This is a genomic window from Pseudomonas sp. QTF5 (assembly GCF_000512695.2).
In the GTDB taxonomy this organism is placed as follows: Bacteria; Pseudomonadota; Gammaproteobacteria; order Pseudomonadales; family Pseudomonadaceae; genus Aquipseudomonas.
In genome coordinates this window covers 60,718-75,055 of record NZ_AZRW02000012.1, presented here as the reverse complement: position 1 = coordinate 75,055, position 14,338 = coordinate 60,718, and the positions used below count along the sequence as shown (strand labels likewise).

Sequence of the window (14,338 nt, the reverse complement as noted above, 5' to 3'; positions counted from 1 at the left end):
CCGATCATGCATTTGATCAGCAGCGGCGGCTTCTATGGGGCTGAGCGGATGCTGCTGGACCATTGCCTGGCGACGCCGGGGCAGCACCAGGTGCTGTTTCTCGATGCGCCGCCAGTGCTGATCGCGCGATTTCGCGAGGCAGGGGTCGACTGCCGCAGCTTTGCGGGTTTGAGGGAATTGCTGCGTCATTTACGTCAGCGGCGAGCTGAACAACCGCTGATCAACACGCACAATTTCAAGGGTCTGTTATTTGGTTGGGTGAGTGCGACGTTGTTGGACTTGCCGCTGGTGATTACCCAACACGGTTTTACCCCGCGCAGTCGCAAGCAACGCCTCTACGGCTGGCTGAGTTTGCAACTGTGCCGCACGGCGTCGGTGCATCGCGTGGTTTGCGTGGCCGAAAGCATCGCGGTGCTGCACCGCAAAGCCAGTGTCCGGACGGAGAAACTGCAAGTGATTCCCAACGGTCTGCCCAAGGCCAGCGACCGGCTGCCCATCACCACCAAACGCCAGCGCTGGCTGGCGGGCTACGTCGGTCGGCTGAGCAACGAAAAAGGCCCGGACCTGTTTCTCGATGCATTGATTCCGCTCTGTCAGCAACACCCGCAACTGGACGCCGTGATGCTCGGCGACGGCCCGGAACAAGAATCCCTGCTGGCGCGGATTGCCGCTGCCGGTTTGCACGAACGCATCATCCTGCCGGGTTATCAGACCGACATGAACCGGTGGTGGCAGCAACTGGATGCGCTGGTGATCAGCTCGCGCACCGAGGGCACGCCGATGATTTTGCTGGAGGCGATGCAGGCCGGGGTGCCGGTGGTGGCGTTCAGCGTCGGCGGGATACCCGACGTGCTGGAGGACCGACACAACGGCCTGCTGGCACCCGCTACCGACAGCGCCGCCCTTGCCCGGCAGATCGATACGCTGCTGAGCGAGCCGGCACTGGCACGCGAACTGATCGACAACGCAAGACGTACGCAACTGGACCGTTACGACCTGAAGGCTTTGGCTGAACGTTGGTCGCAGCTTTATATCCGTATTGCACGGGAGGCACGCGCGTGATCTTTCCGCTCTCGATCGTCAGTCTGCTCGCCCTGGTCTGCCTTGGTTTGCTGGCCAGCCCTTATCCGTTTCTGGCGCCGGGCGCGGTGCTGGGCCTGGTGGCCATCGCGGTGTTGTACCGAAAACCCGCGTGGGGTTTGTTGGGCATTGCGGCGCTGGTGCCGTTTGAAGGTTTCTTCAAGGGCAATGCGGTGTCGGGTACCAAGTTCATCGGTGCGTCACTGGCACTGATCCTGATGTTGCAACTGGCCATTCACCAGATTCCGTCCGAGCGTCTGCGCAGCAACATCTGGCGCTACTTGATCTGGTTCATGGTGTTGTACCTGTTGAGCATGATCATTACCGACAACCTGGACATGTCCCAGTCTCATCTGCGGGAACTTGCCGTCGGCCTGATTTTGTTTGTGATCACCTTGCTGATCGGCCGTGAGCTGAACCTCGATCTGTTCGCCCGGCTGGTGACCCTCAGCGTCAGCGCGACCTGCGCGCTGGCCATGTTCTCCATCAAGTATCAGGACAAGGGCCGCGCTGCCGGGCTGCTGGAGGACCCGAACTCCTTTGCCCTGCTGATCGCCTTCGCCGTGCCGTTGGGCCTGCTGCTGGTGATTCGTGGCCCGAACCTGTTGCACCGGTTGTTCTGGGGCGCCTGCTGCATTTTGCTGCTGGGCGGCATGACCAAGACCGAATCCCGTTCCGGGTTGGTGGTGTTGTTCCTCAGCTTGATGATCGGCGCCTGGCACTACCGCGCTCAGTTGCCACGCATCCGTCCACGCCATCTGGGTTTTGCCATGCTCGGTCTGGTGCTCGTGATTCCGCTGGCCATTTATTCGATGCCGGCCGGTTACGTCGCGCGTATCCAGTCATTGAGCATCTTGAAGGCCGGTGCCAAAAGTCAGGACGAATCCCTTGGCCGGCGCGCGTCATACCTTGTGGTCGGCAGCCAGGTCATTCGTGAGCACCCGTTACTCGGTTCCGGCCCCGGCACCTTCCCACTGCAGTACGCCACCACCGGTTACGCCATGGCGTTTTCCGCCAACCGCAAGCCCGGTGACCTGTACCGCCGCGCTCACAACACTTACCTGGAAATTTTCAGTGAACTGGGAATTCCCGCCGGGCTGTTGTTCGTCAGCATACTGGGCGTTGGGACGTACAACCTGATCCGCGCCCGACACGCCTGGTTGTTGCGACGCAACTGGGACCAAGCCGACATGATCACGCACCTGGGTATCAGCTATCTGTCGCTGCTGCTGTTTTTGATGTTCCTCAGCGCACCGAATCACAAATACCTGTGGATCATGCTCGCCCTGACCTGCGTGTTGCGCCTCAAGGCTGAAGAAAGTCCGCTGATGGAAGCCAAGACATGAGCCGCATCAGCCTCGTCATCCCGATGTACAACGAAGCCCGACACATCGGTCGCACGTTGCTCGCCGCGAAAAAAGCCGCCGAGGCCGCCGGGCTGGATTGCGAATTGATCGTGGTCGATAACGGTTCCAAGGATCAAGGGCCGCACATTGCGCGGCAAATGGGCGCGCAGGTGCTGGTTCTGCCGAGCCTGTTGATAGGTGCGCTGCGCAATCGCGGCGCCGCTGTTGCCACAGGCGAATGGCTGGCCTTCATTGATGCCGACATCGAAGTGCCCGAGGACTGGCTCACGCTGTTGTTGAGCATCCAACCCGCAGTTCAGGTCGACGTCCTGGGACTGGACCTGCACACCCCGGCCGAAGCCCCGTGGTATGCCAATGCCTGGCAACGCCGCACGTTGCGCCCGAACGATGAAACGGTGAAAACAGTGCGATGGCTGCCCAGTTCCAACCTGTTGATGCGTCGTCCATGGTTCGACAAGGTCCGCGGCTTCAACGAAAACCTGCGCACTGGCGAAGACAAAGATTTCACCATGCGCCTTTCCCACTCTGGCGCACGCCTGCTGTCCGTCAACCAGAGCGTTGCCCTGCATTGGGGTTACGAGAGCAGTTGGCGCGAATGGATGGGCAAGGAGTTCTGGCGTCAGGGAAGTCACCTGCAATTACTGCGCAGCCACGGCATGAATCTGCGTTTACTGCGTTTCCCGATGCTGTCGATCATCGCCTGGGTGTTGGATTTCATGGCGATATCCACCCTGTTCAATGGTTTCCCCCGAGTGGCGTTATTCATGCTGTTCGTCACCACACTGCCCGCGCTCGCCCAGAGCCTGCGCCAGAGCCTGAAACACCGTGACCTTGGCCTGATGCTGCAACTGTGGGGCCTGCACTGGGTGCGCCTGCACCTGGCCGGTGCCGCGCTCCTCCTCAGCCTTTGTCATTGGAATGCAAGGAGGCCGGCCCGTGGCTGAATTCATTTTCTGGTTGTGCCTGTTATTGCCGGTGTATGCCTGGCTCGGCTACCCGCTGCTGCTGACGCTGATCGCGCCGTTGTTCCGCGTGCGGCGTCATGCACCAGCACAACCGATGAATGTCAGCATCATCATTGCCGCGCACAACGAGGCCCGGCATATCGAAGAGAAGTTGCGCACCCTGCTCACTCAGGATTATCAGGCGCGCTCGCTACACATCATTCTGGCCAGCGACGGCTCCACCGATGACACCGTGGCCTGCGCCCGCAAGGTGATCGACCCGCGCATCAGCGTGCTCGACCTGCCCCGTCAGGGCAAGGCAGCCACCTTGAATGCCGGCGTTGCCCTGAGCACGGGCGAGATTCTGGTGTTCACCGATGCCGACAACCAATGGTCGACCGACACCCTCGGCCAGTTGCTCGCGCCCCTGGCCGATCCAGAGGTCGGGGCCTGTGCCGGGCACATGATGATCCCGGTAGCGGGCACAGGCCTGAGCCTGGGCGACAGCCTTTATCGGCATTACGAAGGCTGGTTGCGCAAGATGGAAAATCGCACCGGCTGCATGGTCTCCGCCGACGGCGCCCTGCTCGCCCTGCGTCGCCAACTGTTCCAGCACGTGCCGGCGGAGGTCAACGACGATTTCTTTATCAGTACCTGCGCGCCGGTGGCGTTCAAACGCATCGTCTATGTGCCCGAAGCACAAGTGAGCGACCAGGGCGTCGACGAAATCGCCAAGCAATGGCGTCGTCGCCAGCGCGTCACCGTCGGCGGCCTGCAAAGCCTGACCCAGCGCCGGGAGCTGCTGAACCCTTGGCGCCATGGCTTGTATGCGATTGCACTGATCAGCCACAAGCTGATTCGACGCCTGGCACCGATCCTGTTGCTGCCATTGCTGCTGAGCAATTTCTGGCTGTGGAATGTACATGGCTTCTATCGCCTGAGCCTGATCGTGCAACTGCTCGGTTACGCGATGGCCATCGTCGGCCTGCTGGATGTGCAACACCGTTTTCCCAAACCTTTTCGCCTCGCCGCGTTTGTTCTGGTGACCCTTGCCGGGATGAGTATCGGTCTGTGGCAGTTCCTGCGCGGCCAGCGGTACGCGCAGTGGAACCCCGAGCAAAATCGTTGAAAGGACCGCGCCATGGCGATCAAACAACTATTAAAACGCACCAGCGGCTGGCTTTATCTCAACTCGCCTGTAGGCCGTCACCAATTGCACGGTGCCGGGGTGATCCTGATGCTGCACCGGGTGCTGGCCAATGACCGCGCCGCCGACCTGCCCCATCGCAATGAACTGTGCGTCGGGCCGAAGGCCTTTGCACATCTGCTGCTCTGGTTGAAAAAATACTTCGACTGCGTGCCGCTGATGGAAATCTTGCAACCCGGCGCCATCAGAACCGGGCGGCCAAAAATCGCGCTGACCTTCGACGACGGCTGGCGCGACAACGCCCTGAATGCCTTCCCGTTGCTGAAAAAACATCAGGTGCCGGCGAGCATTTTTCTCTCCACCGATTTCATTGGCAGCCGGCAACGCTTCTGGTGGGAAAGCCTGGGGGAAACCCTGTGGCACAGCCACGGTGAAAAAGCCCGGACGCATTTGATTGAATGCCTGCGACAGCTTGGGCGACCGCTACCGGTGCGGCTCGATGATCTGGACGTGCAGCGCCGTAGCCTGGCGCTTTTGCATTTTCTGCAAAGCTTGAAAACCCTGCCCCCGGGTGAACTGAACCGGCTCACCGATCAATGCCCGGAGGAGTCGTTGCCCCAGGCTCTGGACTGGCATCAAGTACGCGCGCTGGAAGCCAGCGGGTTGATCCGCTTCGGCCCCCACGGCGCCAGCCACGCGATTCTCACCGGCCTTGACGATCAACACCTGGATGAGGAACTGAGCCGCAGCCGCAATGCCCTGCTGAACGGTTGCAACCGGCCACTGCCGGTCTACTGCTACCCCAATGGCAACCATGATGCGCGGGTGCGCGAACACGTGGCGGACCACGACTTCCCGTTTGCCCTGGGCACCGTCGCCGGGATTTATCGTGGTATCAGCGATCCATTGGCCTTGCCGCGAATCGGCATCAGCCAGCGCACGGCGCGCAATCCGGAGTTGCTGTCCTGGCGCATCTACCGCGGAGCCAAGCCATGAGTCGCAGTCATTACCTCAAACACCTGGCCCTGAGCATGGGCACCAAACTGGCGATGATCGGCCTGCGGCTGCTGCGCAACGTATTGCTGGCGCGGATTCTGGGGCCTAGCGAGCGAGGTCTGTTTGCGTTGCTCAGTACCCTGCCCGACTTGATCAGCGCCGCGACCAGCGGCGGGCTGAATTCGGCGGTGGGGTATCAGGCGGCCAAGCAACGCCCCATGGGATTGTTGCTGAGCCAGGTGCTGGTGTTCGGTTGCCTGTTGGCGGGTTTGCTGACGTTGTTGGTGGTGGCGCTGGTGCGGGAGTTCGGCAGCGAACTCGACATCACCACGCAACTGGGATTGCTCGCCTGGCTATTGCTGCTGGCGGTACCGCTGACCGTGCTCAAGAGTGGCCTGCTGACCTTGCACAATGCGTCGGGCGGTGTGGTGGCGTTCAATGTCTTGCGGCTGGTGGAATCGCTGGCGCCCCTGCTGGTGTTTCTGGCCTTGTTCTGGATGTGGAAAGACGCTGCGCTGGAAGCGGCGCTGATCAGTTGGCTCGCCGGCATCAGCCTGGTGGTGCTGGCCGGCTGGTTCTGGCTCAAGCGCGCTCAGCCCTTGAAGTTGCAATGGGACCGCGCCAGCCAGAATGAACTGTGGCGCTACAGCGCTCGCAGCCATCCGGACTTGCTGTTCCAACAAGTGATTCTGCGCTCCGATTTCCTGTTCATCGGCGCCCTGCTCGGCAGCACCGCATTGGGTCATTACGCCATGGCCAGCGCCGCCGCCGAGTTGCTGCTGATCGTCCCGGAAGCGGTGACCACGCCACTGATGAAACGCCTGCTGCAACAGGACGAAGGCATGGATCGCCTGACGCCGTTGGCCCTGCGTCTGACCGCCACGGTGATGCTCGGTGCCTGCCTGACCATGGCGGTGATCGGTGAATGGCTGATCGTCACGCTGTTCGGTATTGCCTATCAGCCGGCCTACCCGGCATTGCTGGCGCTACTGCCGGGGCTGCTCGGTCTGTGCTATGCGAGCATCCTGCGCCTGGATTTGCTGGGCAAAAATCGCCCCGGCACGATTTCACTGTTGATGGGCCTCGGCGCGTTGCTGAACCTGGCCCTGAACCTGTTGCTGATCCCGATTTACGGCATCGTCGGCGCCGCCACGGCATCGTCCATCGCCTACCTGGCGGTCACCCTCGCGCTGCTGGTGATGTATTGCCGGTTGAGCGGTGTACCGGTCTGGCAAACCCTGATCATCCTGCCCAGCGATGTGGCTCCGATGCTTCAGATGCTGCAGCGGAAATCGGCATGAAACGCCTCGTGCTGCTGTTGAGCCTGGGCCTCGGTTTGAGCGCCCAGGCGGCGCCCATGCGCTGGGCTGATATTCGCGACGGCAGCCTGTACCTGCAAACGGATCGTCCCGACACGCTGACTATTCGCTGGGCTCCGGCATGGCAAGCCGATGCCAACGAAGAACGCCTGTACCTGCTCGATGGCAACGGCAACCTGAAGGGCGAACGCCTGATCGCCGCCAGTGAAACCCGAGGCAAGCAGAGCTGGCCACTGGCGCCGAGTGCCGCCAGCTATCGACTGGAAATTCCGGGCTACAGTTTCCGCCGCTACACGATCGAACACGACGAACACACCGTGGCGTTGTTCGCCCCGGCCAAGGTGCATTTCAGCGCCGAAACCCGCGGCGGCGATGAGCTGTATTTCAAGGTCGCGCCGGGGGAACACGCAGTGCTGGCCGGCAAGTTTCATGGTGGGATCAATGCCTTGCAGGCCCAGCGCGTGAGCGACAATAAACAACTGTCCCTGGCGCTGAAACCCTATCGCGCCTATTGGCAGTTCGATCAGGTGGCATTGCCCGTCACCCAGGACGAACAGGTTTGGCGCCTGCGCCTGCAAGGCAGCGGCAAGGTTGCGTTCTGGCTCGATGGCACGGCGAACCTGTTCGCCCAGAACCCGCAGCAGCTCAAACCCCTGCGCGAGGACGATGGCCAGACCCGCTTGACCCTGCACAAGGAGATGCTCGGCCCCACCCCGAACCTGGGGATTTATTTGCCCTACGTACTGCCCCCTCAATCCAGTTTCGCAGCGCTCGACGCCCTCAAGCCCCAGGCGGGCACCTATTACAGTTTCGTTGACGTCACCGCGCAAAATCCGCATCACGAAGATGCGTTCCGCCAGCTCTACCAGAACCGCTTCGGCATCACGCAGGACCTCACGCTGTTGGCCGGCAGCCAGCGTCAGGCCGATCTGCGGGCCGACACCCAAAGCAACGCCGGCCTCGAGGCCTGGCTCGCCGCCACTCGCGCCCTCGGCGGCAGCGGTACGCACTACATCGCGTTCGCCGACGAGCCGAACCTCAATTACCCGAGCTACGCCGACTACCAGGCGATCTTCAACAGCATGGCCCGGCAAGTGCGCAGCGATCCGGCCAATGCCAGGGCCGGTGTGCGCATCGCCATGCCCGCCACTTCGCGCTTCGTCAACGGCCCGTTCGCCGACAACGCCGCCGACAAGCGCGGTATCGATTGGGCACGGCGTCTGCTGGCCGAATCCGGCGAGCAGATCGACGCCCTCGCCTGGCACGAATGGATGATCCGCGACCTGCTGGCGACTCGGGTCTACCGCGACAGCGTGCGCCGTGCCGCCGAGCTGGTAGGCCTCGATGCCAAGGGCCGGCCACGCAAGGCCTTGCTGCTGGATCAGACCAACCTGTCCAGCGGTTCGAGCCTGAGCCCTTACGATCAGGAAACCCATTTTGCTTCGCTGTGGTGGACTTCGGTGGTCATCAACTCGGCGCAGGATGGGTTACTGGACATGCTCAACTGGTTCCAGGCTGCCGATGAACCGACCTACCCCAAAGGCATGGTGCGGGTACTGGGCGGCGATCGTTTCGAACTCAAACCGGTGGGGCTGGCCCAGCAATTCATCCAGCAACACTGGCTGAAAAACGTCATGCGCCTGGACAACGACGCCTTCGAGGTCGATGTGCTGGCCATGGCCACCGAACGCCAGCGAAGTTTGCTGGGAGTCAACAAGGGGGTGCGCTTGCAGCGTGTCGATCTGGCCGGGGCGACGTGCCCGCTGGCCAAGGGCACGCTGATGTATTTCGGTGCCGACAGCCGCAGTCGTAGCGCCCAATTCAACTGTCACGACGGTCGCGTCAGCTTCGACCTGCCGGGCGAAACCCTGTTCGCCTTGAGCTGGAGCGCCTCATGAACGCTGTCAACTTGCATCACCACGACCGCACCGCGCTCGACTGCGTGTTGCAGCACGTTATCCGCAAACGGTCCCTGTCAGGAGGCAATGACATGAATGCCTTGGGGAGACTTTGCCAGCTACGCAAACCGTCCCGTTCACCTGTTCCTGCGGCGGTGGGCTGAACCTATGATGGCTCGATTCGAATGGCGCACGTCGTTGTGCACCCCGGACTTTCCGACAGCCGCTTATGAGGGGTTGTGCGGGCGCGTGACGGACCATACGCCGTTCAACACCCTCGCCTGGCTGCGCGCATCGGAACAGGCACTGACGGCCAAGGAACACTTGCACGTCCTGCTGGGCTGGCAAGGCGATGAATTGGCTTTGTGTTTGCCGCTGGTGGCGTCCATGGAGCACTTTGGAAGGTTGCCATTTCGGGTCCTGCGTCACCTCGGTTATCCCCTGACCGACCGCCTGGCCCTGCTCACCTGCCTCGATGCCGACAGCATGCGCAAGGCGCTGGTGATCATCCGCCGTCGCTTGCCCCATGCGATGTTGCAACTCAATGAATTATCCGAACCCATCGGCGAAGAAAGCGCGCTGACCACATGGATGGCCCACAGCTCGAGCGGTGAGCGCCGTCTCAGTTGCCGGGTGCCGGTGCATTTGATCAACGAGACCGACCGCCAGGAAGTCTCCGGCGATCCGCGCTACAAACTGCGCCGGGCGCGTAAACGTATCTTGGCCTATGGGGCCCAGGTCCGACGCGTAACCCCTGACGCGGCCACCATCGGGCCTTTGTTGCAGACCCTCGGCGAAGTCGAAGCGCAGAGCTGGAAAGGCATGCAAGGCGTGGGGATTTTCACCAACGACCGCAGTCGACAATGGATGGAGCGTGCCTTCACCGCACTCGCCGAACAGGGGTTGATGCGAGTGGTGGTGGTGGAACTGGACGGGCGCTGCATCAGCTACCGGCTTGGCTTGCTGGAACAGGGCCGGTTGTACGACTACAACCTGGCGTTCCTGCCGCAATACGCCGACCTGGGCAGCGGTCGTGTGCTGCTCGAAGAGTGGATTCGCTGGGGCGTTGACGATAACTGGCACTGGATCGACGCCTCGCGGGTCAGTCTGACGAACTCCAGCCATCAACTCCAGGAGCGCATGACCGGGCAACTGGAACACTGGCGCTGGAGCTTCTACTCCTGGCGCCCCAGTGGCCTCGCCCTGGGGCTGACCATGCGACTCTGGCATCAATTCAAGCCCTGGTTGGAAAAGTGGCGGGCCTGGCGGGCGGCGCAGGTTGTTCCTGCTTCCACTCCTACACCCCCGCCCACGAAAAAAAACATGGAGGGTGAACATGCCTCGTCAAGTCATAGTCAACGCTGACGATTTCGGCCTCAGCCTGAGCGAAAACGCGGTGATCCTCGGCGCCTTCATGGCCGGGGTCATCAGCTCCGCCACCGCCATGGCCAATATGCCGGCGTTTGAGGAAGCCTGCGTCCTGGCCCAAGAGCCGTTGCTCAAGGGGCGAATCGGCTTGCATTTCAATCTCACCTACGGCCGGCCGTTGAGCCCGTCGATTCTCGCGCGTTCGACGTTCTGTAACAGCCAGGGCCTGTTCGACCTCGACCTGCCCCGCCACAGTCTCTGGCTCAACCGCCTGGATCGCGAAGCGGTGCTGGAGGAACTCGAAGCCCAATGGCAACGTTGCCTGGACAACGGCCTGCGCCCCAGCCACATCGATTCCCATCAGCACGTGCACAACATCTGGCCCATCGGCGTCATCGTCGCGCGCTTTGCCGCCTACCAAGGGGTGCCCGTGCGATTGGCGCGCCATCTGGGGAATAATCTGAGTATGCAAAAGCGGGTGTTCAAGACGTTGCTCAATTATCGATTGAACCGCCTCGCCGGAGCGACCGCCGAGTACGTCTGCACCCCGGTGGACTTGCGCAACGTGGCGATGCCGATCGACGGCCTGCTGGAAATCGTGGTCCACCCGACCCCTATCGGGGCCGATTTTGGCGATATCTATTTAAACCCCGGAGAGTCTCTGGCTCACATGCTGGAGCAGCGTCTTCCGGGCATTCCGAGAGTGTCCTATGCCGTAGTGCCAAAGGCGTTGAAAGAGCAACCGCAGCACGCGACTGAGCTACACACCGTACAACCTTGATTTTTCGCCATTGAAAACGTTACCCACCCAACCCTGGCGTCAGCCTCGGAGGACTTCATGAGCGTCATCGACAAGCTTCGCGAACGCATCAAACAAAAAGGCCTGCTCCAAACACTCCAGACGCTCTGGAAGCGCTATGTGTTCTTCCATCGGGAGCTGTTATGGCTGGGGCGCGATCTGGTTACCCCGGTGGCACCGCACAATCTGCGGCCCTACACGGGCTTGCGTCTGGTGACCATCACCCCGGAAAACGCCACGGCTTTCACCAAGTATTACGGTAACCGCGTCAAGGCCATGGCCGAAATCGCCGCCGAGGGTCACACCGGGCACATGTACGTGGACGAGGAAGGTGATGCCATCGGATTTATCTGGGGCAGCGCCAGGGACTACTTTGACCGGCACTATTACGGCTGCTGGTTCCGGGTCAATCCCGGTGAATTTTTCGAGTTCGGCGGTGAAATGATCCCCCAATACTTTGGCACCAGCTTGTCAGTTGATGCCCAGTTCAAGCTCTGGGATGCAATGCGGGCCAAAGGCTGCAACAAGATCGTGGACGTCTGCGATACCCGCAACATCCAGGCCATGAAAATGCACATCCGCATGGACTATCAAGAGCAAGGTCGCATCACCCACATCTACGACCTGTTCGGCCGCTTTCGCTTCTTCCGCGAAACCCACTACAGCGGCTCGCGGCTGACTGAGCTGCGCAAACCTGCACAGCCGACGGCGACTGCGGCGCAGGCGTGATTTTGGCTGGTGGGAGTTCGTTGCTTGATTTGCCGCCATCGCGGGCTTTCCTGCGATGGCGTCATTTTGCCTACACAATTTAGGGAAAAACACACACTAGACCAGAGAATGAACTGACTGCTCGTCCGTATTCATATGGATACATTCGAGCAATGAATTATCTTATTCAACAAACCACAATCTTCGTGACATGGCATGCCTCGATTCGCGACTTGCGGGCCAAGGTTGCGATCGCTCGTCGCATTGACCGTGCCTCTGCGGGTAATCTAGGCGATATAAAGCCGGTGGGTGATGGTGTCTCCGAAATGCGCGTGGACGTCGGTGCAGGCTATCGGGTCTACTTCACCATGAGAAATGGCGTAGTCATCGTATTGCTGGCCGGTGGTGACAAGTCCTCGCAAAAACACCGATATCCGGCGGGCGAAAAAATTGGCAAGGGAGGTTTAAACATGAGCCAGACTTTGACTACTTTCGATATGGCGGCACTGCTCGACAGTGACGAAGCCATCAGCGAGTACCTCTCTCAGGTACTGGCAGACGGCGACAACGAAGAGTTTCTTCGTGCTATTGGCTACGTGGTAAAGGCCCGTGGCATGACACAAATTGCCAAAGATTCCGGAATGGGCCGCGAAAGCCTGTACAAAGCCTTCGCGCCAGGCGCGAAACCACGTTTTGATACGGTTCTAAAGGTCATTCATGCCCTTGGCATTGATCTCTGCGCACAACCGGGACATGCGGCAAATCACTCAACTCTCTGAGAATGTCCTCGGCACTACGTTGTTCGCCACCAACGTGTAACACAACGGCAACTGCGCCTTTTGCTGCTGATACCGATCGTAGAGTTCTTCGCGGTTGGAATGCGGGTATTCCTTGAAGTGGCTGATCTGCAACCCCGCCTCAACGGCACCGGTGAAGATGGCGCCCAGGGTGTGGACGAACCAGTAGGACGCTGAAGCCGGCTGTTCGACTTTGCCTTCGTAAACGATCGGCTGGTTCTGGACGAAAGGTTCGCTGCGAAAATACGAGCTGTCCGGGCGATAGGGATCGGCTGACTCGGGGTCGAACATTTCCAGGAACGGGTGGGTTTCGTATACCACCAGGCTGCCGCCGGGCTTGAGGGTTTGCGCGGCATGGCGCAAGAATTCGGTGATGTCCGGCATCCAGTTCAATACGCCGATGGTAATCAGTGCCACGTCGAAGCGCTGGTGAAGATCAGTCGGCAGGTGATGGATGTCAGCCTCGATAAATTCGGGCTCATGGGGCGAACGGGATGCCAGCTCCCGGGCCTGATCGAGAAAGGCCTCCGACTGATCAATACCCACGACACGACGGGCGCCCAGGGCAAACAGCGAAAGACTTTCGCGTCCGTTGTTGCAGCCCAGTTGCACCACATCCTTGCCGTCGACGCCGACCTGTTGAAGCAACCCGGTGAGGGTGTCATCCAGGCAGGAAAAATCGCCATGGCTCACGGCACTCAAACAGGCCTGCCACTCAGGGGTGTCTTTGTGGTGTGGGGCGGAGTCATTCCACGCATCGCGATTGCTGGTGATGGCTTTTTCTTTTGTCGGCATTTCCATTGCACGCTCCAGAATTCGGGCCTTTGATTGGCCGGCAAGAGTCTGGATCAGCGTCAGGAAAACTACCATTCGAGCTTTGTTGCGATCTTGTAATCACCGGTGGGGCGAAACCTCTTCGCGTTGATTCAACCGCTCACGCAAGAACTCGATCAGCGCCTGCACCGGTCGCGATCCCTGGCGATGCTGCGGGTAAACTGCCGACAAAATCAGCGGTTCGGGGCGCAAATCATCCAGCACCGGCACGAGTCGGCCGTCCTCCAGGGCCGAACCGACAATGAACGTCGGCAGGTAGGTGATCCCCATGCCGGCGATGGCCGCGTCTTTGAGCAACTCACCATTGTTGACCCGCATCCGCCCGGTGACGTTGACCGTTAGCGGCTTGCCCTGCCCATCGAAACGCCACTGCACCTGACGACCGTGACCGTAAGGCAAGCAATCGTGGGTGTGCAGATCCTCCGGTTTAAGCGGCGTGCCACGCTCGGCCAGATACGCAGGGCTCGCGCAGTACACCCGCTCGATGGAGGCGAGGCGTCGGGCGATCAGTGTCGAGTCTTCCAGCACGCCGATGCGCAATGCCAGATCGTAGCCTTCGCCAAGCAAGTCCACTGGCCGATCACTCAGGTCGACTTCCACGGTGACATCGCGATAACGCTGCAAAAACTCCGGTAACAGACACCCCAGATGCGCCACGGCAAACGACAACGGTGCGCTCAGGCGAATAGTGCCGCGAGGCTCGGTGGTCTGGCCGGCGATGCCCTGTTCCACTTGCTCAACTTCGCTGAGCAAGCGCAGGGCCGATTCGTAATAACTCTGCCCCAGTGGCGTGACGTCCAGCCGCCGGGTCGAACGGTTGAGCAGGCGCACACCGAGGCGCTCTTCCAGTTGCATCAGGCGGCGGCTGACGAACTGCTTGGACAACCCTAATTGATCGGCTGCCGCCGTGAAGCTGCCGGAGTCCATGACCTGGCAAAAAATACGCATATCCTCGAACGGATTCATTGTCGCGCTCTGGTTGACAGTAAAACGCTTTATAGCCGCTTTTTCCGTTCCCGGCTTCCCAAATCAAAAGATAAAAAAGATCGCAGGCTTCGCCAGCTCACAATCTTGTAGGAGC

General features: G+C 60.6%; 14 protein-coding genes and 1 pseudogene. 13 read left to right on the top strand and 2 right to left on the bottom strand.

Annotated elements, in window-relative coordinates:
* Positions 1–6 precede the first annotated feature (6 nt).
* The 13 genes and pseudogenes from IC37_RS12350 (at position 7) to IC37_RS12290 (ending at position 12,405) form a co-directional block, all read left to right on the top strand.
* Positions 7–1,062: a glycosyltransferase family 4 protein gene (locus tag IC37_RS12350; RefSeq protein WP_371916324.1), complete on the top strand. Its 1,056-nt coding sequence runs from the start codon at positions 7–9 to the stop codon at positions 1,060–1,062.
* Positions 1,059–2,426, top strand: coding sequence for an O-antigen ligase (locus tag IC37_RS12345; RefSeq protein ID WP_030132104.1), 1,368 nt, complete (start codon positions 1,059–1,061; stop codon positions 2,424–2,426). The genes IC37_RS12350 and IC37_RS12345 overlap by 4 nt, the downstream gene beginning before the upstream one ends.
* A complete protein-coding gene (locus IC37_RS12340; protein ID WP_030132103.1) occupies positions 2,423–3,391 on the top strand; it encodes a glycosyltransferase family 2 protein in 969 nt (322 codons plus the stop codon). The genes IC37_RS12345 and IC37_RS12340 overlap by 4 nt, the downstream gene beginning before the upstream one ends.
* Positions 3,384–4,520: a glycosyltransferase family 2 protein gene (locus tag IC37_RS12335; protein WP_030132102.1), complete on the top strand. Its 1,137-nt coding sequence runs from the start codon at positions 3,384–3,386 to the stop codon at positions 4,518–4,520. The genes IC37_RS12340 and IC37_RS12335 overlap by 8 nt, the downstream gene beginning before the upstream one ends.
* Positions 4,521–4,532: 12 nt before the next feature.
* Positions 4,533–5,534, top strand: a complete 1,002-nt coding sequence (locus tag IC37_RS12330; RefSeq protein WP_030132101.1) for a polysaccharide deacetylase family protein — start codon at positions 4,533–4,535, stop codon at positions 5,532–5,534.
* A complete protein-coding gene (locus tag IC37_RS12325) occupies positions 5,531–6,835 on the top strand; it encodes a lipopolysaccharide biosynthesis protein (RefSeq protein WP_030132100.1) in 1,305 nt (434 codons plus the stop codon). Before IC37_RS12330 ends, IC37_RS12325 begins: the two co-directional genes overlap by 4 nt.
* On the top strand, positions 6,832–8,751 hold the full coding sequence (locus tag IC37_RS12320; protein ID WP_030132099.1) for a hypothetical protein: 1,920 nt from the start codon (positions 6,832–6,834) through the stop codon (positions 8,749–8,751). The genes IC37_RS12325 and IC37_RS12320 overlap by 4 nt, the downstream gene beginning before the upstream one ends.
* Positions 8,748–8,915 (top strand): hypothetical protein, encoded by a 168-nt coding sequence (locus tag IC37_RS12315; RefSeq protein ID WP_256580723.1) that lies wholly within the window; start codon positions 8,748–8,750, stop codon positions 8,913–8,915. The genes IC37_RS12320 and IC37_RS12315 overlap by 4 nt, the downstream gene beginning before the upstream one ends.
* A 4-nt stretch (positions 8,916–8,919) precedes the next feature.
* Complete coding sequence (locus IC37_RS12310; protein WP_030132098.1) at positions 8,920–10,116, top strand: GNAT family N-acetyltransferase; 1,197 nt, start codon at positions 8,920–8,922, stop codon at positions 10,114–10,116.
* Positions 10,088–10,900 carry a ChbG/HpnK family deacetylase gene (locus IC37_RS12305; protein ID WP_030132097.1) on the top strand — a complete coding sequence of 271 codons (813 nt, stop codon included), beginning with the start codon at positions 10,088–10,090 and terminating at the stop codon, positions 10,898–10,900. The genes IC37_RS12310 and IC37_RS12305 overlap by 29 nt, the downstream gene beginning before the upstream one ends.
* Before the next feature lie 57 nt (positions 10,901–10,957).
* Positions 10,958–11,647, top strand: a complete 690-nt coding sequence (locus tag IC37_RS12300; RefSeq protein ID WP_030132096.1) for a hypothetical protein — start codon at positions 10,958–10,960, stop codon at positions 11,645–11,647.
* Between the two features lie 152 nt (positions 11,648–11,799).
* Positions 11,800–12,094, top strand: a pseudogene (locus tag IC37_RS12295) (type II toxin-antitoxin system RelE/ParE family toxin).
* Between the two features lie 2 nt (positions 12,095–12,096).
* Positions 12,097–12,405 (top strand): addiction module antidote protein, encoded by a 309-nt coding sequence (locus IC37_RS12290; RefSeq protein ID WP_030132095.1) that lies wholly within the window; start codon positions 12,097–12,099, stop codon positions 12,403–12,405.
* On the opposite strand, the gene IC37_RS12285 is transcribed toward IC37_RS12290, so the two are convergent.
* Both IC37_RS12285 and IC37_RS12280 read right to left on the bottom strand, forming a co-directional pair.
* Positions 12,394–13,224, bottom strand: a complete 831-nt coding sequence (locus IC37_RS12285) for a class I SAM-dependent methyltransferase (protein WP_051414887.1) — start codon at positions 13,222–13,224, stop codon at positions 12,394–12,396. The genes IC37_RS12290 and IC37_RS12285 overlap by 12 nt on opposite strands.
* A 93-nt stretch (positions 13,225–13,317) precedes the next feature.
* Entirely contained in the window at positions 13,318–14,223 is a 906-nt protein-coding gene (locus IC37_RS12280) for a LysR family transcriptional regulator (protein WP_030132093.1), read from the bottom strand.
* Positions 14,224–14,338 lie beyond the last annotated feature (115 nt).